Annotated in this window: 19 protein-coding genes; 16 read left to right on the forward strand and 3 right to left on the reverse strand. The window is 72.7% G+C overall.

Features of this window, described 5'->3' with window-relative positions; genetic code table 11:
• Positions 1-63 precede the first annotated feature (63 nt).
• The 13 genes from ACHFIV_RS06675 (at position 64) to ACHFIV_RS06735 (ending at position 18,386) form a co-directional block, all read left to right on the forward strand.
• A complete protein-coding gene (locus ACHFIV_RS06675; RefSeq protein ID WP_398964632.1) occupies positions 64-2,433 on the forward strand; it encodes an ATP/GTP-binding protein in 2,370 nt (789 codons plus the stop codon).
• Positions 2,434-2,580: 147 nt separating this feature from the next.
• Positions 2,581-4,158 carry a PucR family transcriptional regulator gene (locus tag ACHFIV_RS06680; protein ID WP_398964633.1) on the forward strand — a complete coding sequence of 526 codons (1,578 nt, stop codon included), beginning with the start codon at positions 2,581-2,583 and terminating at the stop codon, positions 4,156-4,158.
• A 155-nt stretch (positions 4,159-4,313) separates the two neighbouring features.
• Positions 4,314-5,759 (forward strand): aldehyde dehydrogenase family protein, encoded by a 1,446-nt coding sequence (locus ACHFIV_RS06685; RefSeq protein ID WP_398964635.1) that lies wholly within the window; start codon positions 4,314-4,316, stop codon positions 5,757-5,759.
• Between the two features lie 256 nt (positions 5,760-6,015).
• Positions 6,016-6,240 (forward strand): hypothetical protein, encoded by a 225-nt coding sequence (locus ACHFIV_RS06690; RefSeq protein ID WP_398964636.1) that lies wholly within the window; start codon positions 6,016-6,018, stop codon positions 6,238-6,240.
• Positions 6,241-6,754: 514 nt separating this feature from the next.
• The gene (locus ACHFIV_RS06695; RefSeq protein ID WP_398964638.1) at positions 6,755-8,701 is read left to right on the forward strand and encodes an acyl-CoA dehydrogenase family protein; all 1,947 of its coding nucleotides are present in this window, start codon (positions 6,755-6,757) and stop codon (positions 8,699-8,701) included.
• Between the two features lie 79 nt (positions 8,702-8,780).
• On the forward strand, positions 8,781-10,022 hold the full coding sequence (gene aroA / locus ACHFIV_RS06700) for a 3-phosphoshikimate 1-carboxyvinyltransferase (RefSeq protein WP_398964640.1): 1,242 nt from the start codon (positions 8,781-8,783) through the stop codon (positions 10,020-10,022).
• A 232-nt stretch (positions 10,023-10,254) separates the two neighbouring features.
• Complete coding sequence (locus tag ACHFIV_RS06705; RefSeq protein ID WP_398964642.1) at positions 10,255-11,025, forward strand: hypothetical protein; 771 nt, start codon at positions 10,255-10,257, stop codon at positions 11,023-11,025.
• Positions 11,026-11,086: 61 nt separating this feature from the next.
• Positions 11,087-12,340, forward strand: a complete 1,254-nt coding sequence (gene dxr, locus ACHFIV_RS06710; protein WP_398964644.1) for a 1-deoxy-D-xylulose-5-phosphate reductoisomerase — start codon at positions 11,087-11,089, stop codon at positions 12,338-12,340.
• On the forward strand, positions 12,337-13,647 hold the full coding sequence (locus tag ACHFIV_RS06715; protein WP_398964645.1) for a M50 family metallopeptidase: 1,311 nt from the start codon (positions 12,337-12,339) through the stop codon (positions 13,645-13,647). The genes dxr and ACHFIV_RS06715 overlap by 4 nt, the downstream gene beginning before the upstream one ends.
• Before the next feature lie 181 nt (positions 13,648-13,828).
• Positions 13,829-14,986, forward strand: a complete 1,158-nt coding sequence (gene ispG / locus ACHFIV_RS06720) for a flavodoxin-dependent (E)-4-hydroxy-3-methylbut-2-enyl-diphosphate synthase (protein ID WP_398964647.1) — start codon at positions 13,829-13,831, stop codon at positions 14,984-14,986.
• A 139-nt stretch (positions 14,987-15,125) separates the two neighbouring features.
• The gene (locus ACHFIV_RS06725) at positions 15,126-15,971 is read left to right on the forward strand and encodes a GNAT family N-acetyltransferase (protein ID WP_398964649.1); all 846 of its coding nucleotides are present in this window, start codon (positions 15,126-15,128) and stop codon (positions 15,969-15,971) included.
• A gap of 30 nt (positions 15,972-16,001) precedes the next feature.
• Positions 16,002-16,577: a GNAT family N-acetyltransferase gene (locus ACHFIV_RS06730; protein WP_398964651.1), complete on the forward strand. Its 576-nt coding sequence runs from the start codon at positions 16,002-16,004 to the stop codon at positions 16,575-16,577.
• A 108-nt stretch (positions 16,578-16,685) separates the two neighbouring features.
• The gene (locus ACHFIV_RS06735; protein ID WP_398964653.1) at positions 16,686-18,386 is read left to right on the forward strand and encodes a proline--tRNA ligase; all 1,701 of its coding nucleotides are present in this window, start codon (positions 16,686-16,688) and stop codon (positions 18,384-18,386) included.
• A gap of 66 nt (positions 18,387-18,452) precedes the next feature.
• Here the strand turns inward: ACHFIV_RS06735 and ACHFIV_RS06740 are convergent, their stop codons facing one another.
• From ACHFIV_RS06740 to ACHFIV_RS06750, 3 genes are read right to left on the reverse strand one after another with little or no spacing between them, the layout of a single operon-like run.
• Positions 18,453-19,367 (reverse strand): aminoglycoside phosphotransferase family protein, encoded by a 915-nt coding sequence (locus ACHFIV_RS06740; protein ID WP_398964655.1) that lies wholly within the window; start codon positions 19,365-19,367, stop codon positions 18,453-18,455.
• Positions 19,368-19,403: 36 nt separating this feature from the next.
• Entirely contained in the window at positions 19,404-19,898 is a 495-nt protein-coding gene (locus ACHFIV_RS06745; RefSeq protein ID WP_398964657.1) for a ferritin-like domain-containing protein, read from the reverse strand.
• Positions 19,895-20,413, reverse strand: a complete 519-nt coding sequence (locus ACHFIV_RS06750; RefSeq protein ID WP_398964658.1) for a hypothetical protein — start codon at positions 20,411-20,413, stop codon at positions 19,895-19,897. Before ACHFIV_RS06750 ends, ACHFIV_RS06745 begins: the two co-directional genes overlap by 4 nt.
• Before the next feature lie 171 nt (positions 20,414-20,584).
• Between ACHFIV_RS06750 and rimP the strand changes: the two genes are divergently transcribed.
• From rimP to ACHFIV_RS06765, 3 genes are all read left to right on the forward strand, one after another.
• Positions 20,585-21,082 (forward strand): ribosome maturation factor RimP, encoded by a 498-nt coding sequence (gene rimP / locus ACHFIV_RS06755; RefSeq protein ID WP_398964659.1) that lies wholly within the window; start codon positions 20,585-20,587, stop codon positions 21,080-21,082.
• 2 nt (positions 21,083-21,084) lie between these two features.
• Positions 21,085-22,125 (forward strand): transcription termination factor NusA, encoded by a 1,041-nt coding sequence (gene nusA, locus ACHFIV_RS06760; RefSeq protein ID WP_398964661.1) that lies wholly within the window; start codon positions 21,085-21,087, stop codon positions 22,123-22,125.
• Positions 22,126-22,257: 132 nt separating this feature from the next.
• On the forward strand, positions 22,258-22,536 hold the full coding sequence (locus ACHFIV_RS06765; RefSeq protein WP_014153747.1) for a YlxR family protein: 279 nt from the start codon (positions 22,258-22,260) through the stop codon (positions 22,534-22,536).
• The last annotated feature ends 105 nt before the right edge of the window (positions 22,537-22,641 follow it).

Below are 22,641 nucleotides of genomic sequence, written 5' to 3' on the forward strand. Positions count from 1 at the left end.
TGCCCGGGCACTAGATTGGCCGGTGCAGAAGGCGGGACCTGGCTGGTCAGGGGGCAGCGGTTCATGGACACCGAAGGCACGTACGACGCACGCGGCACGGGCGCGCACCGGGCGGCCCACCGGGCCGGGCCGCCCCCCGCGGCGCCACCGCCCCCCGCCCACGCCCCGCGCCCCCGGCACCCCCCGGCGGGGGAGGCCGGCGTCGAGCAGTGGCTGCGCACCCCCCGCCCCATGCGGGAACCGGGCGTATGGCGTTACGGACACACCCCGCGCCCGCCCGAGGAACCCGACGGGGTGTCCGACCGCTCGCTGCTGGTCGGCGTGCTCATCTCCGTGCTCAGCGGACTGCTCCTGTGGTCCCTCTGGCGCAACGGGTACATCCCCTACCGGCTCGTCCCGCTCAAGCTGTTCACCCCGGGCGACTGGTGGTACGCCGGTACGTTCGGCGGGCCCCGGACCATCGAGGGCGCCGACGCCCTCACGGTCTACGAGGCCGTCCTCTTCGGGCTCCTCGTCTACGGATGCGGGCGGCTGGGCAACTGGACCGAGATCTTCCGGCGTCACGTCGCCGGCCGGGGCCGGCTCTTCCTCGGGCTGGCCACCGCCGCCGGGGCGGCCCTGGCCGAACTCCTCGTGTGGAAGGACGCCGTCCCGGTCGTCCGGCCCGTGCTGATCCTCGTCGCGTCCGTGGCGGGCGGCGAGATCTACCAGAGCCAGACCGTCGTGAACGTGATCTACGCACTCATCACCCTCGGCGTGCTCTGGCCGTTCGCGCGCCTCGGCCACTGGCGCCGACTGCTGGCCGACCGCCTCGGCAAGGGTGCCGCCACGCCGCCCAGGGCTCCTGCCGAGGCCCCGGACGCCCCCGCCCCCGAGCAGTGGCCCGAACTCCGCGCCGCCGGGCGGACCGACGCCGCGGACGCCTTGACCGCCGAAGTGCGTACCGGCCGGATGAACGACGTGGACGTCGCGCGCCTGCGCCATGCCTGGGACGTGGGCCAGGGGCACCCGGAGCGCCTCGCCGCGCTCGACGAGGCGGTCCTGCGCACCGGCGGCGCCGCCGCGCTCCACCCCTCAGGCGCCCGGGACCTGCCACGCCGCACCGCCCGGCACGACCTGCTCACCGGCCAGGTCCGTCTCGGACGGTGCGCCGAGGATCCGCACAACCCGTACGCCCGCCGCGGTTCGGGCGTCGCCCTGGAACCGGCGCTCCTGGGGACCTCGCTGCTGGCGGTCGGCCCCCCGGGGGCCGGCAAGTCGGCACGGCTGGTACGGCCGGTCGTCGAGTCGCTCGCCCTCCAGGCACTCGCCGGCCGTGCCGCGGTGCTCGCCGTAGGGGGTGCCGGAGGCGATCTCGGACCCGACGACGCCTTCGATGTCGTGGTGCGGATCGGCGATCCGGCCTCCGTGCACGACTTCGACCTGTACGGCGGGACGACCGACCCCGACGAGGCCGCGAGTGTGCTCGCGGAAGGACTGGTCGGCGATGTGGCCCACCTGGACAGCAGGCGCGCCGCCACCGTGCTGGCCCAGCTGCTCGGCCCCTACCGCGCCGTCCACGGGCGTTTCCCCGGGGTGCCCGCGCTCCGGGAGCTCCTGGACGGCGACCTCGCCGCGACCGACGCCCTGCGGGAGTCGCTCGCGGCGGGCGGGCACCAGGCCATGCTCCGCGAGCTGGAGGCCCGCACCCGGCAGAAGAACGGCACCGGGGACCCCGGACCGGTGCTCGCCGACCGGATCGCGCTGCTCGACCGGCCCGCGTTCGCGCCGTTCTTCTCCACCGGGCTGGAGGCCCGGCCCTTTTCGCTGCGGTCGCTCGAGCACCTGCCGCTCCGGGTCAGGATCGACCTTCCGGAGCGGGCGCACGCCGAGGCGTCGCGGCTGCTCGCCCGGCTCGTCCTCGCCCAGTTCACCGCGATCGCCGCCGCCCGCGCCGACCGGTCGCTCTTCGTATGCCTGGTCCTGGACGACGCCACGCACACCGTCACCGCGGAGACCGTCCGGGGCATCCGCCGTCTGCGGTCGGTCAACGCGGGAGCGGTCCTGACGCTGCGCACCGTCGACGACGTACCCGAAGGGCTGCACACCGCGCTGCTCGGGGCGGTCGGCTGCTGCATGGCCTTCAGCGGGGTCACCACCTGGGACGGCAAGCGGTTCGCCGAGGTCTGGGGCAAGGAGTGGGTCGAGACCCGGGAGGTCGCCCAGCACGCCGTCTTCGCCGACCAGCCGTTCACCCGCGCGCTGCACGGGCTGCGCAAGCTCGTCACCGGAAAGGCCGTGACGCGCGACGCCGTGACCGTGCGGCGGGTCGAACGGGAGCGCTGGTCCGCGTCCGAGCTGGCCTACCAGCTCCCCGCGGGTCACGCGGTCCTGTCCCTGACGACGGTGGAGGGTGAGCACGCGCCTCCGCTCCTGGTCGAGCTGAGCGGCTGAGCGCGAGGTTACGGGCACCCTGCCGCCCTGGCAGAATCGACCCCGACCGTCTGTACGGGGCGGCGCATTCGAGCCGTCCGAGCAGGCCGGCCCAATCGAGCCGTCCGCACGGTCGGCGCAATCGACTCCCAGAGGTCCGGCGGTCCCATGCCCCCCACTCTCGCCTCCCTCGTCCAGCACTCGGCGCTCAAGCTCGTCGTCCGGGCGGGCGCCGACCGGCTCGGCACGCCCGTCCGCTGGGCGCACGCCAGTGAGCTCGCCGATCCCGTCCCCTACATGGACGGCGGCGAGCTCCTGCTCGTCACCGCGACCAACCTCGACGCCAGGGACCCGGGGACGATGCGCCGCTACGTACAGCGGCTGGTCGGCGCCGGGGTCGCGGGGATCGGCTTCGGCGTGGGTGTCACCTACGAGGACATCCCGCCGGCCCTCGTGGACGCCGCCGAGGAGGCCGGGCTGCCGCTCCTGGAGGTGCCCCGGCGCACACCGTTCCTCGCGATCAGCAAGGCGGTGTCGGCGGCGATCGCCGCCGACCAGTACAGATCGGTCACCGCCGGTTTCGAGGCGCAGCGCGAACTGACCCGCGCCGCGGTCGCCGGAGACGGCCCGGGGGAGCTGCTCACCCGCCTCGCCGCGCACGTCGACGGATGGGCCGCGCTCTACGACTCCTCCGGTGCCGTCGTCGCCGCCGCGCCCGACTGGGCCGCCCGCCGCGCCGCGCGGCTCACCCCCGAGGTCGAGCGGCTGCGTGACCGCCCCGCCCCGGCCAGCGCGGTGGTCGGCGACAGCGACAGCGACGACCGCGTCGAACTCCAGTCCCTGGGCACCGGCCGCCGGAACCGCGGCGCGCTCGCTGTGGGTACGGGAGCGGCCCTGGGGACGGCCGAGCGTTACGCGGTCCACTCCGCGGTGGCCCTGCTGACCCTGACCACGGCCCGCTCCCGCGCCCTCCAGGGCGCGGAGCAGCGTCTCGGTGCCGCGGTGCTGAGAATGCTGCTGGCAGGTGAGTCCGACCACGCGCGGGCCGTCGCCGGCGACCTGTACGGCGGGCTCCTCGACGCCCCCTTCCGGCTGCTGATCGCCGAGGCACCGGCCCCTTCCGGGACCGACCTGCTCGCCGAGGCGATGGAGGCCGCGGCCTCCCGGTCCGGTGAGGCCATGCTGATGGTGCCCGACGGCGAACGTCTCGTGGTGCTGGCCGTGGACGGCGGCGCGGCGGTCGCGGCCTGCGCGGCACACGCCCACGCGACGGACGCCCGGCCGGTGCGCGAGTCCGGTGCGGACGAAGCCGACGTGGTCGTCGGGATGTCCGCCCCCGCCGGCCCGATCGCCGTCTCCGCCGCCTACAAGCAGGCCGAGCAGGCCCTCTCGGTCGCCCGCCGCCGGGGCAGGGCCCTGGTCGAGCACGAGGAGCTCGCGGCCGGCTCCGTCCTGCCGCTCCTCGCGGACGACGCCGTGCGGGCCTTCGCCGACGGGATGCTGCGCCCCCTGCAGGAACACGACGCGAAGGGCCGCGGCGACCTGGTCGCGTCCCTGGCCGCCTGGCTCTCCAGACACGGGCAGTGGGACGCCGCCGCCGCCGACCTCGGTGTCCACCGGCACACCCTGCGCTACCGGATGCGCCGGGTGGAGGAGATCCTGGGCCGCTCACTGGACGACCCGGACGTGCGGATGGAGCTGTGGCTGGCCCTGAAGGCGACGGCCGCCTCCTCGGGGGCCCAGTAGCCCCTGCGGCTACGACAAACCGGCGCACCGGACATCCGGTCCACTCCACGGCGGACAAGCCTCATCCGCGCCGGTGCGCCCTACGGTGAAGCCGAAGGGTGCCTTCGCGGTGCCCGGCGATCGTCGTTCACCACCCCCGAAGGGCCGGAACCGCCATGACTTCCACCCACGCCTTCTGGCTGGCCGGCCGCCAGGCCACCGGCGAGGACAGCTTCGACGTCACCAATCCCTGGGACGGCCGTCTCGTCGGCACGGTCGCCGTGCCGACCCACGACCAGGTCGAGGAGGCCGTCGCCGCCGCGTACGCCGTGCGCGAGGAGTTCGCCGCGACCCCGGCCCACGTACGGGCCGCCGCGCTCGACCACGTCGTGCGCCGCCTCACCGAGCGGACCGAGGAGATCGCCCAGCTGATCTCGGCCGAGAACGGCAAGCCGGTCAAGTGGGCCCGCGGCGAGGTCGGCCGGGCCGTCTCCGTGTTCCGGTTCGCCGCCGAGGAGGCGCGCCGCTTCAACGGGGGCGACGCCCAGCGGCTGGACACGGACGCGGGCGGGACCGGCCGTCTCGGGCTGACCCGGCGCTTCCCCCGCGGTCCGGTCCTCGGCATCGCACCCTTCAACTTCCCGCTGAACCTGAGCGCCCACAAGGTCGCCCCGGCCATCGCCGTCGGTGCGCCGATCATCCTGAAGCCCGCGCCGGCCACCCCGATCTCGTCCCTGGTCCTGGGCGAGCTGCTGGCCGAGACGGACCTCCCGGCCGGCTCCTGGTCCGTGCTGACCGTGCCCAACGACAGGATGCCCGCCCTGGTCGAGGACGAGCGGCTGCCGGTCATCTCCTTCACCGGATCCGGCCCGGTCGGCTACTCGATCATGGAGTCGGTGCCGCGCAAGCACTGCACGCTGGAACTCGGCGGCAACGGAGCGGCGGTCGTTCTCGGCGACTACTCCTCCGAGGAGGACCTCGACTGGGCCGCGACCCGCATCGCGACCTTCTCGAACTACCAGGGCGGCCAGTCCTGCATCTCGGTGCAGCGCGTCATCGCCGACGCCGCCGTGTACGACCGGCTCGTCCCGAAGATCGTCGCGGCCGTCGAGGCCCTGGTGACGGGTGATCCTTCCGACGCGGCCACCGACGTCGGCCCGCTGGTCAGTGAGGACGCCGCCCGCCGGGTCGAGTCCTGGGTCGACGAGGCCGTCGGTGCGGGTGCCACGCTGCTGACCGGCGGCAAGCGGGACGGTGCCACCTACGCGCCGACGGTCCTGACCGAGCTCCCCGGGACGACGACGCTCGCGGGCGAAGAGGTGTTCGGGCCGGTCCTGTACGTCCAGAGGACGGAGGGAGAGGCCGAGGCCTTCGCCGCCGTCAACGCCTCGAAGTACGGGCTGCAGGCGGGCGTCTTCACCCACGACCTGCAGACCGCCTTCCGCGCGCACCGCGCCCTCGAGGTGGGTGGCGTGGTCATCGGCGACGTGCCCTCCTACCGCGCCGACCAGATGCCGTACGGCGGTACCAAGCAGTCCGGCGTCGGCCGCGAAGGCGTGCGCTACGCCATGGACGACTACACCTACGAGCGGGTGCTGGTCCTCACCGGCCTGGCCCTGTAGGCGCCCGGAACCCCCGCGAGAACCGGCCGGAGCCCGCTGTGCGGGGGCTCCGGCCGGCCCCGTCCGGTCCGAGGGCCCGTCCGCGAGGTCGGGCCCGTGAGGCCTCGACGACGGCAGGGCGGGCCGCACCCGCCCCTGACCGGGCGCCTGGCCCTCCGTCCCCCTACGGATGATCTCGCGTGACCTCGGGCCGGTGCGGGCGGTTGGGGTGATCAGCGGGTGAACACATCCGATGAGAGGAAGACGAGGTCATCACGTGAAATCACACCGGTCGCGGTCCCTGTTCCGGGGGCTCATCGGGTGCGGTGCCGTCCTGGTGGTCGTCGGGCTGTCCGCAGGAGCGGCGTACGCCGACGAGACGCACACCGACTCCCACAACGCGCCCCGCGTCGGCCTCGTCCAGACCGGGCAGATCGACGACCCCCTGGAGGACGTGCTGGAGCACGCGGCGGTCCTGGGAACCACCTACGTCTTCGACTGACCCCCTCCGGGGGCGCCGCCCACGTGCCCGGCCCCGGGGGTTCACGTCGGCCGCGGCCACGGGCGGCAGGACTCCCGGCCGTGCGCGCTCCCGGCGCCGGCTGCCTCCGCCTCCCTGCCCTGCGGGGCCGGATCCGTGCCCCGGCAAGAACCCGCCCGTGGCTGCGGCGGCCGGTCCGGCACGCGGTGCGTAGGACAGTCCTACGCACCCCGTGCTCCCCGGCCGGAACCGTCGGTGGACGAGAGGGGCGGGGTAGCCCGACCGGCGGAGCCGTCCCGGCCGTCCCGCGGTGCCGGACCGGGGCCCGGCAGACCGTGCCGTGCCGGCCGGGGGGACAGCGGGCACTTCCCCGCCGGGCGCCCGCGCGACGGCTCCGACCGTCCCCACCACCCGTGCGGGAGCCCGCCGCAGGGGTGGTGGGGGCGGCGGGTATCGGGTAGATACGGACGAGTGGTACCGATCGGCACGCGTACGGCCCGACCCCTACCCCGACTCGCGGCGAGGTGAGCTCCTCATGTCCGCCCCATCCGACATTCCCCAGGCCCCCAAAGTCACCGAGCGCGAAGCACGGCAGGTGGCGGAGGCCGCCCGCGAACAGGACTGGCGCAAGCCGAGCTTCGCCAAGGAACTCTTCCTCGGACGCTTCCGGCTGGACCTGATCCACCCCCACCCCCAGCCGGCCCCGGACGACGTACGGCGCGGCGAGGCCTTCCTCGCCCGGCTGCGCGACTTCTGCGAGACCCGGGTCGACGGCGCCCGGATCGAGCGCGAGGCCCGGATCCCCGACGAGGTGATCGACGGTCTCAAGGAGCTCGGCGCCCTCGGCATGAAGATCGAGACCAAGTACGGAGGCCTGGGGCTGACCCAGGTGTACTACAACAAGGCCCTCGCGCTGGCCGGTTCGGCGAACCCCTCCATCGGCGCGCTGCTCTCCGCGCACCAGTCCATCGGCGTACCGCAGCCGCTGAAGATGTTCGGCACCCAGGAGCAGAAGGACGCCTTCCTGCCCCGGCTCGCGCGCACGGACATCTCCGCCTTCCTCCTCACGGAACCCGACGTCGGCTCCGACCCGGCCCGGCTCGCGACCACGGCCGTGCCCGACGGCGACCACTACGTCCTGGACGGTGTGAAGCTCTGGACGACCAACGGCGTCGTCGCCGACCTGCTCGTGGTCATGGCCCGGGTCCCCGGGTCCGAGGGCCACAAGGGCGGCATCACCGCCTTCGTCGTCGAGGCGGACTCCCCGGGCATCACCGTGGAGCACCGCAACGCCTTCATGGGGCTGCGCGGCATCGAGAACGGCGTGACCCGCTTCCACCAGGTCCGCGTCCCCGCGGCCAACCGGATCGGCCCGGAGGGCGCCGGCCTCAAGATCGCCCTCACCACACTCAACACCGGCCGCCTCTCGCTGCCCGCCATGTGCGTCGGCGTCGGCAAGTGGTCGCTGAAGATCGCCCGTGAATGGTCGGCGGTCCGCGAGCAGTGGGGCAGGCCGGTCGCACGGCACGAGGCGGTCGGCGCGAAGATCTCCTTCATCGCCGCCACCACCTTCGCCCTCGAAGCGGTCGTGGACCTCTCCTCCCAGATGGCCGACGAGAGCCGTAACGACATCCGCATCGAGGCCGCCCTCGCCAAGCTGTACGGCTCCGAGATGGGCTGGCTGATCTCCGACGAACTCGTCCAGATCCGCGGCGGACGCGGCTTCGAGACCGCCGCCTCCCTCGCGGCCCGCGGCGAACGCGCCGTCCCCGCCGAGCAGATGCTCCGCGACATGCGGATCAACCGCATCTTCGAGGGCTCCACGGAGATCATGCACCTGCTGATCGCCCGCGAGGCCGTCGACGCCCACCTCAAGGTCGCCGGCGACATCATCGACCCCGACAAGCCGCTCTCCGACAAGGCGAAGGCGGGCGCCAACGCCGCCGGCTTCTACGCGCGCTGGCTGCCCAAGCTCGTCAGCGGCCCCGGCCAGCTGCCCAGCGCCTACGGCGAGTTCCGCGTCCCCGGGCACCCCGACCTCTCCGTGCACCTGCGGTACGTCGAACGCTCGGCCCGCAAGCTGGCCCGCTCCACCTTCTACGCGATGTCGCGCTGGCAGGGCCGCATGGAGACCAAGCAGGGCTTCCTCGGCCGGATCGTCGACATCGGCGCCGAACTCTTCGCGATGAGCGCCGCCTGTGTCCGGGCCGAGCACCTGCGGGCCGACGACGACCACGGGCGCGAGGCGTACCAGCTCGCCGACGTGTTCTGCCGGCAGTCCCGCATCCGCGTGGAGGAACTCTTCAACCGGCTCTGGACCAACACCGACGACATCGACAAGCGCGTCGTCGACGGAGTCCTCTCCGGGACCTACACCTGGCTGGAGGAGGGCGTCATCGACCCCAGCGGCGACGGTCCCTGGATCGCCGACGCCACCCCCGGCCCGGCCACCGGGGAGAACGTCCACCGCCCCGTCCGCTGAACCCGGTGGCCCCGCGGGGCGCGTCCACGGCCTGGACGCGCCCCGCGGGCGCGCCCGCCCCAGGGCACAATGGGCGCCCGTGACCGTCATCGACATCCCCGGATCCAAGTCCGTCACCGCCCGCGCCCTGTTCCTGGCCGCGGCGGCGGACGGCACCACCACCCTCCTGCGTCCCCTGCACTCGGACGACACCGAGGGGTTCACCGAGGGGCTGACCCGCCTCGGATACGGGGTCAGCCGTGAGCCGGACCGGTGGCACATCGAGGGACGCCCCTCAGGACCCGCCGTCGCGGACGCCGAGGTCCACTGCCGCGACGGCGCCACCACCGCGCGTTTCCTGCCGACGCTCGCCGCCGCCGCGGCCTCCGGCACCTACCGCTTCGACGCCTCCGCACAGATGCGCCGCCGCCCCCTCGCACCCCTCACCGAGGCCCTGCGCTCCCTCGGCGTCGACCTGCGCCACGAGGGCGCCGAGGGCCACCACCCGCTCACCGTCGAGGCGTCGGGCGTCAAGGGCGGCGAACTCACGCTCGACGCGGGGGAGTCGTCGCAGTACCTCACCGCGCTGCTCATGCTCGGACCGCTCACCGCCGAAGGCCTCCGGATCGACGTCACGGAGCTGGTCTCGGCGCCGTACATCGAGATCACCCTCGCGATGATGCGGGCGTTCGGCGTCGAGGTCGCACGCGAGGGGAACACCTTCACCGTCCCCCCGGGCGGCTACCGCGCCACCACCTACGCCGTCGAGCCCGACGCGTCCACCGCGAGTTACTTCTTCGCCGCGGCGGCCCTCACGGGCCATGAGGTCACCGTCCCCGGCCTGGGAACGGACGCGCTCCAGGGCGACCTGCGCTTCACCGACGTGCTGCGCCGGATGGGCGCCGACGTGCGTACGACCGCGGAAGCCACGACCGTACGGTCCTCCGGCCGGCTCTCCGGCCTCACCGTCAACATGCGTGACATCTCCGACACGATGCCGACCCTCGCGGCGATCGCGCCGTTCGCCACCTCGCCCGTGCGGATCGAGGACGTCGCCAACACCCGGGTGAAGGAGTGCGACCGGCTGGAGGCTTGTGCGGAGAACCTGCGGAACATGGGTGTCACCGTGCACACCGGACCCGACTGGATCGAGATCCACCCCGGCACCCCGCGCCCCACCGAGATCGTCACCCACGGCGACCACCGCATCGTGATGTCGTTCGCCGTCGCCGGACTGCGCACGCCCGGGATGAGCTACGACGACCCCGGCTGCGTACGGAAGACCTTCCCCCGCTTCCACGAGGAGTTCGCGGACTTCGTGACGAGGACCGCCCGGCCGTGACGAGGGGCGTGCCCCCGCACGGTGGCGGATCGCGGTGGCCCGCCCGGTGTCCCGGGACGACGCCGAGCGGTCAGGCGCTGCTCCACCGACCCGCCGGGCGCGGGGCGGACACGCGGCGGCCGAGGGAGAAGTCGGGCATCGACGCGACCTTCTGACCCCGGATGCCGCACAATCGAGCCTCGGCCGCGCTCGGGGACGGGACGCGGCTCGTCAACGGGAGACAGGGGCGGGGATGTTCGGGTTGCACGGAGCGGGCGGCGGGCGGGGCGCCGTCGCGACGGGATGCGTGGTGGTGGCCCTCGTGGGCCTGGCGGGATGCGGCGGCGGGGACGACGGCAGCGACAAGGGCCGGGCCGACAGGAGCCCCACCGCCTCGCGCCCGGCGGCCACGGCCGCTCGGGGCGACGGTCTCACCGAGGCGCAGCTCACCGCCGTCGCCCTCACCGACGGGGAGCGGGCCGGCACCCTCACCGCGTCCGAGTACACGCTGGACGGCCCCCTGGGCGACGCCTACACCGCCGACCCCGCCGTCTGCCAGCCGCTCGTCAGCCTCGCCGGTGACGTCAGCGACCACGACCCCGTGGCCCAGGTGCAGCGCAAGGCGGACAAGCCCGAGGAGATGCTCGGGGTGACCGTCGACGTGACCCTGCGCTCGTACGGCGACGGCGAGGCCGAAAAGGTCATGGACTCGCTGGACAGAGCCGGCCGGGAGTGCGCCGGGGGCCTCACCGAGGAGCGGGCCGTCGCGCGCGCCAGGTACGAGAAGGTCGAACCGGCCGCCCTGCCCTCCTTCGCGGGTGAGGCCGACGAGGCGAAGGCCTTCCGCTTCACCGTTCTCGACGTGAAGGGGAAACTGAAGCTGTACGAGTACCTCACGGTCCTGCGGTCCGGCTCCACCACGCTCGCGTTCCGTGGCGAGATCCTGGGCACCGAGGACATCGGCGGGGTCCCGCAGGACGTCATGGCCGCCCAGTGGAAGAAATTCCGTGCCGGAAAGGTCTGAGGCACGCGCCGACGGGGGCGCCCTGTCGGAGCGCACAGCGGATGCGGCGACAATGGGGGCCATGAGCGACAGCCCCTCACCCCTGGCCGACCCGCATCTCGTCTTCGACGCGGCGGTAGGCCGCCGGGATCTGGTGATCCTCGGCTCCACCGGGTCCATCGGCACCCAGGCCATCGACCTGGTCCTGCGCAACCCCGGCCGCTTCCGCGTCACAGCGGTCTCCGCCGCGGGCGGCAGGGTCCGTCTCCTCGCCGAGCAGGCCCGTCAGCTGCGCGTGCGCACGGTCGCGGTCGCCGACGGGGACAAGGTCCCGGCGCTCCGCGACGCCCTGCGCGACGTCTACGGGGCGGGGGAGCCGCTCCCGGAGATCCTGGCCGGGCCCGACGCCGCCACGGACCTGGCGGCGAGCGACTGCCACACCGTGCTGAACGGGATCACCGGCTCGATCGGCCTCGCCCCCACGCTCGCCGCCCTGAAGGCGGGCCGCACGCTCGCCCTCGCGAACAAGGAGTCGCTGATCGTCGGCGGCCCGCTGGTGAAGGCGCTCGCGGCCCCCGGCCAGATCATCCCGGTCGACTCCGAGCACGCCGCGCTCTTCCAGGCCCTCGCGGCGGGGAAGCGGGCCGACGTCCGCAAGCTGGTCGTGACCGCGTCCGGTGGCCCGTTCCGCGGACGTACGCGCGACGAGCTGGCCGGGGTGACCCGGGAACAGGCCCTGGCGCACCCGACCTGGGCCATGGGCCCGGTGATCACGGTCAACTCCGCGACCCTGGTCAACAAGGGCCTGGAGGTCATCGAGGCGCACCTGCTCTACGACATCCCGTTCGACCGGATCGAGGTCGTGGTCCACCCCCAGTCCTACGTTCACTCGATGGTGGAGTTCACCGACGGCTCCACCCTCGCCCAGGCGACACCGCCCGACATGCGGGGCCCCATCGCCATCGGACTCGGCTGGCCCGAGCGGGTCCCGGACGCGGCCCCGGCCTTCGACTGGACGACCGCCTCCAGCTGGGAGTTCTTCCCGCTCGACGCCGAGGCGTTCCCGTCCGTCGGGCTCGCCAGGCACGTCGGCACCCTCGGCGGCACCGCGCCCGCGGTGTTCAACGCGGCCAACGAGGAGTGCGTGGACGCCTTCCTGTCAGGACGGCTGCCCTTCAACGGAATCATGGATACGGTCACAGCGGTGGTGGCCGAACACGGCACCCCCGCCACGGGAACTTCACTGACGGTCGCGGACGTCCTCGAGGCGGAGACCTGGGCCCGGTCCAGGGCACGCGAACTCTCGGCGGAAGCGACAGCGGAGGCGCACGTATGAGCACGACGACGATCCTGATGACGATTCTGGGTATCGCCATCTTCGCCGTGGGTCTGCTGTTCTCGATCGCCTGGCACGAACTGGGCCACCTGTCGACGGCCAAGCTCTTCGGCATCAGGGTGCCCCAGTACATGGTCGGCTTCGGGCCGACCCTCTGGTCGCGCAAGAAGGGCGACACCGAGTACGGCATCAAGGCCATCCCCGCCGGCGGCTACATCCGGATGATCGGCATGTTCCCCCCGGGGCCCGACGGCCGGATCGAGGCGCGCTCCACGTCACCGTGGCGCGGCATGATCGAGGACGCCCGGTCCGCGGCCTTCGAAGAGCTGGAGCCGGGCGACGAGACGCGCCTCTTCTACACGCGCAAGCCCTGGAAGCGCGTGATCGTGATGTTCGCCGGACCCTTCATGAACCTGGTCCTCGCCGTCGCGATCTTCATGGGCGTGGCGATGACCTTCGGTTTCCAGACCCAGACCACCGAGGTCGCGGGCGTCCAGCAGTGCGTGATCGACCAGAGTGAGGACCGCGACGTCTGCAAGGCGTCCGACCCGGTCTCGCCCGCCAAGGCCGCGGGGCTCAAGGAGGGCGACAGGATCGTCGCCTTCAACGGGCAGGGGATCGACGACTGGGCCACCCTGTCGGACAGGATCCGGCAGACGACCGGCCCCGCCACCATCACCGTGCAGCGCGACGGCCGGGAACAGACCCTGAACGCCGTGCTCGAGAAGAACGCCGTGGCCAAGAAGGACGCCGACGGCGAGGTCGTGCCGGGTGAGTTCGTCGAGGCCGGGTACCTGGGCTTCGCCGCCAGGACCGAGATCCTGCCGCTCTCCTTCGGCGACTCGGTCGTCCGCATGGGCGACATGATCGAGAACGGCGTCGATTCGATCATCGCCCTGCCCTCCAAGATCCCCGACCTCTGGAACGCGGCGTTCAGCGACGGTGAGCGCGCCGACGACTCACCGGTCGGCGTGGTCGGCGCGGCCCGGATCGGCGGCGAGGTGATGAACCTGGACGTCCCGGCCCAGAACCAGATGGCGATGATGCTGTTCCTGCTGGCCGGGTTCAACCTCTCGTTGTTCCTGTTCAACATGCTGCCCCTGCTCCCGCTCGACGGCGGGCACATCGCGGGCGCGCTGTGGGAATCGCTTCGCCGGAACGTGGCCAAGGTCTTCAGGCGGCCCGATCCCGGCCCCTTCGACGTGGCGAAGCTCATGCCGGTCGCCTACGTGGTCGCGGGGATCTTCATCTGCTTCACGCTGCTGGTGCTGGTGGCCGACATCGTGAACCCGGTGAAGATCACCTGACGTCCCGCACGTCCCGGAGGTCGCGGCCGGTCACACGAGTGGTGTCCGGCCGCACACCGGAGAGTGGTCCGACGGCATGGGTGCGCCCCGTTCTTCCGCGGTGCCGTAACCTCGAAGCCTGGAGTCCGCCGTTCTCGGGACCTCGATCCACACTGATCCACACCTTGGGGATGCTCAGCGCATGACTGCGATTTCTCTCGGAATGCCGGCCGTTCCGACCAAGCTCGCCGACCGACGGGTCAGCCGCCAGATCCAGGTCGGCACGGTCGCGGTCGGCGGGGACGCACCGGTGTCGGTGCAGTCCATGACGACGACGCGCACGTCCGACATCGGCGCGACGCTGCAGCAGATCGCGGAGCTGACGGCCTCGGGCTGCCAGATCGTGCGTGTGGCGTGTCCGACGCAGGACGACGCGGACGCGCTGGCGACCATCGCCAGGAAGTCGCAGATCCCGGTGATCGCGGACATCCACTTCCAGCCCAAGTACGTCTTCGCGGCCATCGACGCGGGCTGCGCCGCGGTCCGGGTCAACCCGGGCAACATCAAGCAGTTCGACGACAAGGTCAAGGAGATCGCCAAGGCGGCGGGGGACGCGGGCACCCCCATCCGCATCGGCGTGAACGCCGGCTCCCTGGACGCGCGGCTCCTGAAGAAGTACGGCAAGGCGACGCCCGAGGCGCTCGTGGAGTCGGCCCTGTGGGAGGCGTCACTCTTCGAGGAGCACGGCTTCCGGGACATCAAGATCTCGGTCAAGCACAACGACCCGGTCATCATGGTGAACGCCTACCGCCAGCTGGCCGCGCAGTCCGACTACCCGCTGCACCTGGGTGTGACGGAGGCCGGCCCGGCGTTCCAGGGGACGATCAAGTCCGCGGTGGCGTTCGGCGCGCTTCTCTCCGAGGGGATCGGGGACACGATCCGGGTGTCGCTGTCCGCTCCTCCGGCGGAGGAGGTCAAGGTCGGACTGCAGATCCTGGAGGCGCTGAACCTCAAGCAGCGGCGGCTGGAGATCGTGTCGTGCCCGTCGTGCGGCCGGGCGCAGGTGGACGTCTACAAGCTCGCGGACCAGGTGAGCGCGGGTCTGGAGGGCATGGAGGTCCCGCTGCGGGTCGCCGTGATGGGCTGTGTCGTCAACGGCCCCGGCGAGGCCCGCGAAGCGGACCTGGGCGTGGCCTCCGGCAACGGCAAGGGCCAGATCTTCGTGAAGGGGGAGGTCATCAAGACCGTCCCGGAGTCGAAGATCGTGGAGACCCTCATCGAGGAAGCCATGAAGATCGCGGAGCAGATGGAGAAGGACGGCATCGCCTCGGGCGAGCCCCAGGTCTCCATCGCGGGCTGACCCCCGGCGTCCTCGGGCCCCGCAGGCGGACCTGCGGGGCTCAGCCGTGTCCGCGGCCACCGCTTTCCGTACGGGGGCGGCACCCCACAGCCATGTTGGGTACAGTGCGGACATCAGCAGACCGTTCGGTGAGGCCCCAGTGTTGACGCAGACCACTACCCGGGTCCTCGACCCCGGCGAGCTCCCCGCCGCGCTCGCCATCCTCGAGAGCGAACCCGTGGACAACGCGTTCGTCACCTCCCGCGTGCAGGTCGCCGGACTCGATCCCTGGCGTCTCGGCGGCGAGATGTGGGGCTGGTACGCCGACGGCCGCCTGCGCTCGCTCTGTTACTCCGGCGCGAACCTCGTGCCCATCTGCGCCACCCCCGAGGCCGTCCGGGCCTTCGCCGACCGTGCCCGGCGGGCCGGCCGCCGCTGCTCCTCGATCGTCGGCCCGGCCGGCCCCACCGCCCAGCTGTGGCGCCTCCTGGAACCGAGCTGGGGCCCGGCCCGCGAGGTCCGCCCCCACCAGCCGCTGATGGTGACCGACCGCCCCTCGGCGGAGGTGGTGCCCGACCCGCTCGTGCGCAGGGTCCGCAAGGAGGAGATGGACGTCCTCATGCCGGCCTGCGTGTCCATGTTCACCGAGGAGGTCGGCATCTCCCCGCTCGCCGGCGACGGCGGTCTCCTCTACCAGGCGCGGGTCGCCGAACTGATCACCGCGGGCCGCTCCTTCGCCCGTATCGAGGACGGCAAGGTCGTCTTCAAGGCGGAGATCGGCGCGGCCACCCCCCGGGCCTGTCAGGTCCAGGGGGTCTGGGTCGCTCCCGAGGCCCGTGGCCGGGGGCTCTCGGAAACGGGCATGGCGGCCGTCCTGCGCCACGCGCTCAGTGACGTCGCACCGGTCGTCAGCCTGTACGTGAACGACTACAACACCGCCGCGCGCAGGGCCTACAGCCGCGTCGGCTTCCGCGAGACCGGCGCGTTCATGAGCGTGCTGTTCTGACCGGGCGGCACGGACAGTAGGGTTCCCCGCATGGCAGCAGCAACCCCCACGTCCCCTTCGGGCTCCGGCACACCCGGCATCGTGGTCGGACCGCTCGACCTCGCCGCCCGTGTCGACGAGGCCCTCGCCGTGCAGGCCCTCGCCTTCGGCCTCACCCAGGACGAGATCGACGTACGCCGCCACATCGTGCTGCGCCACCTCGACCACCCGCGGGCCCGCGCCCTGGGCGCCACCGCCGCCGACGGACGGCTCGTCGGATTCGTCTACGGACTGCCGAACGACCGGACGCACTGGTGGTCCACCGTCGTCGAACCGTATCTGCGCGCCACCGGATCCGAGGACTGGCTCGACGACTCCTTCGTGATCACCGAACTCCACGTCCACCCGGGCTTCCAGCAACGCGGAATCGGCCGCAGCCTGATCACCACCATCACGGACGCCGTCGAACTGCCGCGGTCCATCCTCTCCGCGATCGACACCGAGAGTCCCGCCCGCGGCCTCTACCGCGCCCTGGGTTACCAGGACCTGGCCCGGCAGGTGCTCTTCCCCAGCGCGCCCAAGCCGTACGCGGTGATGGGCGCGCCCCTGCCGCTGCGCCGAGGCTGAGCCGGGCCGGCCGCCCCGGTGGACCGGCTGGCCCGGGCAATCGATTTCCGCCCGCGCGGGCCCCCCGGCTAACCTCGGGCCCACCACCCTTGCGAGCAGGAGTTCACCATGGCCCAGGTCCAGCGCATGTCCCGATTGATGATCAAGACACTGCGCGACGACCCGGCGGACGCCGAGACGCTCAACCACAAGCTCCTCGTCCGCGCCGGTTACGTACGCCGCACCGCGGCCGGCATCTGGTCCTGGCTGCCGCTCGGCAAGAAGGTCCTCGAGAACGTCACCCGCGTCGTACGCGAGGAGATGGACGCCATCGGCGGCCAGGAGGTCCTGCTCCCCGCGCTGCTCCCCAAGGAGGCGTACGAGGCGAGCGGCCGGTACGACGAGTACGGCGACCTGCTGTTCAGGCTCAAGGACCGCAAGGGCGCCGACTACCTCCTCGGACCCACGCACGAGGAGGTCTTCACCCAGGTCGTCAAGGACATGTGCTCGTCCTACAAGGACCTGCCCGTGATCCTCTACCAGATCCAGACCAAGTACCGCGACGAGGCCCGCCCCCGCGCCGGTGTGCTGCGCGGACGCGAGTTCCAGATGAAGGACTCCTACTCCTTCGACACCACCGACGAGGGCCTGGCCGAGGCCTACCGGCTGCACCGCGCCGCGTACATCCGGATCTTCGAGCGCCTCGGCCTCGACCACCGCATCGTCTCCGCCGTCTCCGGCGCCATGGGCGGATCCGCCTCCGAGGAGTTCCTCGCCCCCGCGCCCGCCGGCGAGGACACCTTCGTCGACTGCCCGAACTGCGACTACGCCGCCAACACCGAGGCCGTGACCTTCAAGGCCACCGCTGCCGACGCCTCGGCGGCCGGCCCGGTCGAGGTGCTGGACACCCCCGACACCCCGACGATCGAGACCCTCGCCGCCCACCTCGGCGTCCCGGCCTCCGCCACCCTGAAGAACCTGCTGGTCAAGGTCGACGGCGAGATCGTGGCCGTGGGCGTACCCGGCGACCGCGAGGTCGACCTCGGCAAGCTCGGCGAGCACCTCGCCCCCGCCGTCGTCGAACTCGTCACCGCCGAGGACTTCGTCGGCCGCCCCGACCTGGTGCGCGGCTACGTCGGCCCGCAGGGCCTGGAGAAGGTCCGCTACATCGCCGACCCCCGCGTCGCCTCGGGCACCGCCTGGATCACGGGTGCGAACCAGGAGGGCAAGCACGCGCGGAACGTCGTCGCGGGCCGCGACTTCGAGGTCGACGACCACCTCGACGTCGTCGTCGTCGAGGCCGGGGACCCCTGCCCCAACTGCGGCACCGGCCTCCAGGTGGACCGGGCGATCGAGATCGGCCACATCTTCCAGCTCGGCCGCAAGTACGCGGACATCTTCTCCCTCGACGTCCTCGGCCAGCAGGGCAAGCCGGTACGGGTCACGATGGGCTCCTACGGCATCGGTGTCTCCCGCGCGGTGGCGGCCCTCGCCGAGCAGACGGCCGACGACAAGGGCCTGTGCTGGCCCCGTGAGATCGCCCCGGCCGACGTGCACGTCGTCGCCGCCGGCAAGGCCCTCCAGACCGAGCTGGCCCTCGACGTCTCCGAGAAGCTCAACGCGGCGGGCCTGAGGGTCCTCGTCGACGACCGGGCGGGCGTCTCACCCGGTGTGAAGTTCACCGACTCCGAGCTCATCGGGGTCCCGCAGATCCTCGTCGCCGGCCGCCGTTCGGCCGAGGGCGTCCTGGAGCTGAAGGACCGTCGCACGGGCGAGCGCGAGGAGCTCACGGTCGACGAGGCGATCGCCCGTCTGACGGACCGGGGCTGACCGGCCGGACGGCGAAGAAGAGGGCCCCGCGCACCGCGCGGGGCCCTCTCGTGCTTCCCGCGCCGACTAGAGCCAGGCCGCGAACTCCAGCGACAGTTCGCCGTCCTGCCTGCGTCCCACGGTCAGCGCGCGCGTGCCCGACTCGACGGCCCGGAACAGGGTCCAGCCGCGCAACCGCGCCTGGTCGACCTCCAGGGACTCGGCGAGCTTCTTGACCCGGCGACGGGCCGTCGCGGCGCCGCCGGGCGAGGCGATCAGGTCCTCCACCCGGTCCCGCACCAGCCGCGCCAGGTCGTACGCCCGCTCGCCGGTCAGCGGCTCCGGTCCGACCGCCAGCCAAGGGGCGCGCTCACCCGACAGGACCTTGCTCTGCCGGAAGTTGCCGTGCAGAAGCAGGAGTTCCGGGGGCTCGTCGACGAGGTCGCCGCGGGCGGCGAGTGCCGCCGAGACGAGCGGTTCGAGCGCGGGTTCCCGCGCCGCCGCCGCCCTCATGGGACCCACCTGCCGGGCGGTGCGCTCCGCCACGGTCTCGAAGGCGTGGCCCGGCGGCGGCTCCACCCACAGCCGCCGCACCGTGCCGGCGGCCTCCAGCAGGGCCTTCGCCTCGGGAAGGGACCGCAGGGACACCTCGTGGTGCAGCCGCTCCAGCAGGAGGGCACCTTCGGGCACCGCCGCCCCGGGAGCGTCCAGGAGCTCGACGGCACCCCAGCCGTGCCAGTGCGTGAGCGCCGCCCGCTCGAGCGCGGGGCCGGCGCCGGAAGGCGCGAGCTTCAGCACGCCGGGCGTGCCGTCAGCCCGGCGCACCAGGAGGACGAGGCTGCTGCGCCCGCCGGGAGCGCACACCCGGTCGAGGGAGACCGCGTGCGCGGACAGCGCCTCGTCGGTGAGCGCGGGGAGCTGTCCGAGCCACTCGGCGGCGGCCGCGTCCCCGTACGTCTCGCCGAGCGCTCGCACCAGACGCTGCGGCGGTTCGAAACCCATACGTGCCTTGTTCCCTTTCAGAGCCTGCTCAGTTGCTCAGTGCGTGGCACCCGTGGCGCCGGCCTCCGCCGTGTCCTGCGGCGGTGCGGCCTTCTCCACGAGCCCAGGAAAGGCTACGCCGGTGCCGCGCCAGCGCACCGCGCGCACCGCGGCCTCCCGGAGCGCGCCCGCGGCGTCCTGCCGCAGCGCCCCTCCGGCGGCCCGCACGAGATCGGAGTACACGTGCGCGACCCGGTCCTCCAGCACGGCGGCGAGCCGCGTCGCGGAGGCCGTATCCCGCACCGCGAAGGGCAGAGCGTACGCCGCGTCCGCCACCACCGGCGTACCGCCCAGGTCACGGACCGTCCGGGTGAGCGCGTCACGCCGGGCCCGGTGGGCGTCGCAGGCGGCCGTCGCGTCGCCGCGGCGCCCTCCGTCCAGCCGGCCGCCCAGGGCGCCGTACCCGTACACAGCGGCGTGCTCGGCGGCGAGCGCGGCCTGCGCGGCCCGCAGCGTGCCCTCCGTGTCGTCGCTTCCGGCCTCGTGTCTCATGCCGGGGTCTCCTTGGCCAGTTCGGTCAGCAGATACGCGTGGGCCGCGCCGGCCGCGGCGATCGAGGCCAGCAGCCTGGCCAGTTCGGGGTCCGCGGTGAGCAGGGCCGCGGCGCGGCCGTCCGCCACCCGGCGCTCCTCGGCCGCCAGCTCCCTCAGGGCCGCCCGCGCGTCCGCGGGGCCGGCCGGGGGCGCCGGGGCGGGGGAGCCGCCTGCGGCCCCGGCCCGCCCGCCCAGGGCCGCCAGGTGCTCCCGCACGGTGGCGCTCAGCGGCGCGAGCCCCGCCTCCGTCACCGGGTGGGCGGCCGCGACCTGTTCGTAGCGGGAGAGCAGTGAGGCGCTGTCGCGGGCACCCGCCGCCCGCAGGGCACCTGCCCGGAGCGACGCGGCCCGGGCGTCCGCGCCCCCGGGGCCCGTCCGTGCCTCCGGCTCCCCGCAGCCCGTCAGCACCGCGCCCAGGGCGAATGCTCCCGTAGCGGTGAGCGCACCCCTGCGCGTCGTCCCCGTGCGGCGCACTTGTCTCCTTCAGCCTGGTTTCTGACAGTTACTGACCTGAAGTGATCACCGGAGGCGAGCGTACCCGCGGCCGGGCAGGAGGCGGACGGCAACACCCCTGCGGACCGGATACCCTTTGACCTGACACGCGACGATCCCCACAACAGCACACGCGGCCGAGGAGTCACCCGGATGAGCACCACCCAGAGCGACAGGCTGCGCGAACTGCTGGAGCCGCTCGTCGGCGCCAAGGAGCTGGACCTCGAGGAGATCGAGGTGTCCCGGGCGGGCCGCCGCAGGGTGCTGAGGGTCATCGTGGATTCCGAGGACGGTGTCGAGCTCGACACCTGCGCGGAACTCAGCCGCAGCATCTCCGAGACGCTGGACGAGACCGACGCCATGGGTGAGGGCGAGTACGTCCTCGAAGTGAGCTCTCCGGGCGCCGACCGCCCGTTGACCGAGCACCGCCACTACGTACGCGCCACCGGCCGGCTGGCCAAGCTCACCCTGGGCGAGGGCGACGAGCTGGTGGCCCGCATCCTCGCGGTGGACGACGAGGGCCTCGATCTGGAAGTGCCCGGCGTCAAGGGCCGCAAGCCCACGTCGCGCCGAGTGGCCTTCGGTGACATCGCCAAGGCGCGCGTGGAGATCGAATTCAACCGCAAGGACAAGAAGGAAGAGGAGGCGTAGCCGTGGACATCGATGTGAAGCTTCTGAAGGGCTTGGCGCAGGACAAGGAGATCCCCTTCGACGTGCTCGTCGGGGCGATCGAGTCGGCCCTCCTCATCGCGTACCACCGCACCGAGGGCAGCCACCGCCGTGCGCGCGTCGAGCTGGACGCCGGCGGGCACGTCACGGTGTGGGCGAAGGACGACCCGGCCGAGCTCGAGGAGGGCCAGGAGGCCAAGGAGTTCGACGACACACCGTCCGGCTTCGGGCGTATCGCCGCGACCACCGCCAAGCAGGTCATCCTGCAGCGGCTGCGCGACGCCGAGGACGACAGGACCTTCGGCGAGTACGCGGGCCATGAGGGTGACGTCGTCACCGGCCTGGTGCAGCAGGGCAAGGACCCGAAGAACGTCCTGGTCGACATCGGCAAGCTGGAGGCGATCCTGCCGGTGCAGGAGCAGGTGCCGGGTGAGGAGTACACCCACGGCCTGCGGCTGCGCACCTACGTCGTCCGGGTGGCCAAGGGCGTTCGCGGGCCCTCCGTGACGCTGTCGCGCACGCACCCGAACCTGGTGAAGAAGCTCTTCGCGCTGGAGGTCCCGGAGATCGCGGACGGGTCGGTCGTCATCGAGGCCATCGCCCGCGAGGCGGGCCACCGCACCAAGATCGCCGTACGCTCCACCCGGGCCGGCCTGAACCCGAAGGGCGCCTGCATCGGCCCCATGGGCAGCCGTGTGCGCAACGTCATGGCCGAGCTGCACGGCGAGAAGATCGACATCGTCGACTGGTCGGACGACCCCGCCGAGATGGTCGCCAACGCGCTGTCACCCGCACGGGTGAGCAAGGTGGAGGTCGTGGACCTCGGGACCCGGTCCGCCCGGGTGACCGTGCCCGACTACCAGCTGTCCCTGGCGATCGGCAAGGAGGGGCAGAACGCCCGTCTGGCCGCCCGCCTCACGGGCTGGCGCATCGACATCCGCCCGGACACCGAGACCGACGCCGAGCGGGACGTGGCCGACCGCGAGCGTGCCGAGCGCGCCCGGGAACGTTCCGAGCGCGGCTGAGCCCGGCCGGCCCGGACAGCACGGGCCGGCCGCAAGGAATAGATCCGGGCGCCGGAGCGCTTGGATCACGACAACATCCGTTCGATTTGTGCCCCCAGCGGGTGAGGTCGGTGCGGGGAGGTAGACTTAGCCGTGTCTGGCCGGACGCACGCCCGCGCTTGCCCCGAGCGAACCTGTGTGGGATGCCGGGAGCGAGCGGCCAAGAGTGAGCTGCTGCGCATCGTGGTGGACGAGGGTGAAGTTGTCCCTGATCCACGCGGTACGCTGCCCGGCCGGGGTGCGTATGTTCACCCCGCCTCCGTCTGTCTGGACCTGGCGGTTCGCCGTCGGGCCTTCCCCCGGGCCTTCAAGGCCAAGGGGCCGTTCGATTCCGCGGCACTGCAGCGGTTCGTCGAGCGGGTGACACCGTAAGAAAGTGAACGGCACGGGACCCCGTGCGGTCAGGTACCTCGCGAGTTGGAAGTAGGTCGAGATTGCGATGAGCACTCGATGAGTACGCGATGAGTACGCCCATGA

The sequence above is a fragment of the Streptomyces sp. ALB3 genome, from assembly GCF_044385685.1.
Lineage (GTDB): Bacteria > Actinomycetota > Actinomycetes > Streptomycetales > Streptomycetaceae > Streptomyces.

Bases quoted from the DNA above. Each gene is read 5' to 3' on its own strand.
- ACHFIV_RS06685 (WP_398964635.1), top strand. From the start codon at position 4,314: ATGACTTCCACCCACGCCTTCTGGCTGGCCGGCCGCCAGGCCACCGGC.
- ACHFIV_RS06715 (WP_398964645.1), top strand. From the start codon at position 12,337: ATGAGCACGACGACGATCCTGATGACGATTCTGGGTATCGCCATCTTC.
- dxr (WP_398964644.1), top strand. From the start codon at position 11,087: ATGAGCGACAGCCCCTCACCCCTGGCCGACCCGCATCTCGTCTTCGAC.
- ispG (WP_398964647.1), top strand. From the start codon at position 13,829: ATGACTGCGATTTCTCTCGGAATGCCGGCCGTTCCGACCAAGCTCGCC.
- ACHFIV_RS06675 (WP_398964632.1), top strand. From the start codon at position 64: ATGGACACCGAAGGCACGTACGACGCACGCGGCACGGGCGCGCACCGG.
- ACHFIV_RS06705 (WP_398964642.1), top strand. From the start codon at position 10,255: ATGTTCGGGTTGCACGGAGCGGGCGGCGGGCGGGGCGCCGTCGCGACG.
- ACHFIV_RS06730 (WP_398964651.1), top strand. From the start codon at position 16,002: ATGGCAGCAGCAACCCCCACGTCCCCTTCGGGCTCCGGCACACCCGGC.
- ACHFIV_RS06680 (WP_398964633.1), top strand. From the start codon at position 2,581: ATGCCCCCCACTCTCGCCTCCCTCGTCCAGCACTCGGCGCTCAAGCTC.
- ACHFIV_RS06740 (WP_398964655.1), bottom strand. From the start codon at position 19,367: ATGGGTTTCGAACCGCCGCAGCGTCTGGTGCGAGCGCTCGGCGAGACG.
- ACHFIV_RS06735 (WP_398964653.1), top strand. From the start codon at position 16,686: ATGGCCCAGGTCCAGCGCATGTCCCGATTGATGATCAAGACACTGCGC.
- ACHFIV_RS06745 (WP_398964657.1), bottom strand. From the start codon at position 19,898: ATGAGACACGAGGCCGGAAGCGACGACACGGAGGGCACGCTGCGGGCC.
- ACHFIV_RS06695 (WP_398964638.1), top strand. From the start codon at position 6,755: ATGTCCGCCCCATCCGACATTCCCCAGGCCCCCAAAGTCACCGAGCGC.
- rimP (WP_398964659.1), top strand. From the start codon at position 20,585: ATGAGCACCACCCAGAGCGACAGGCTGCGCGAACTGCTGGAGCCGCTC.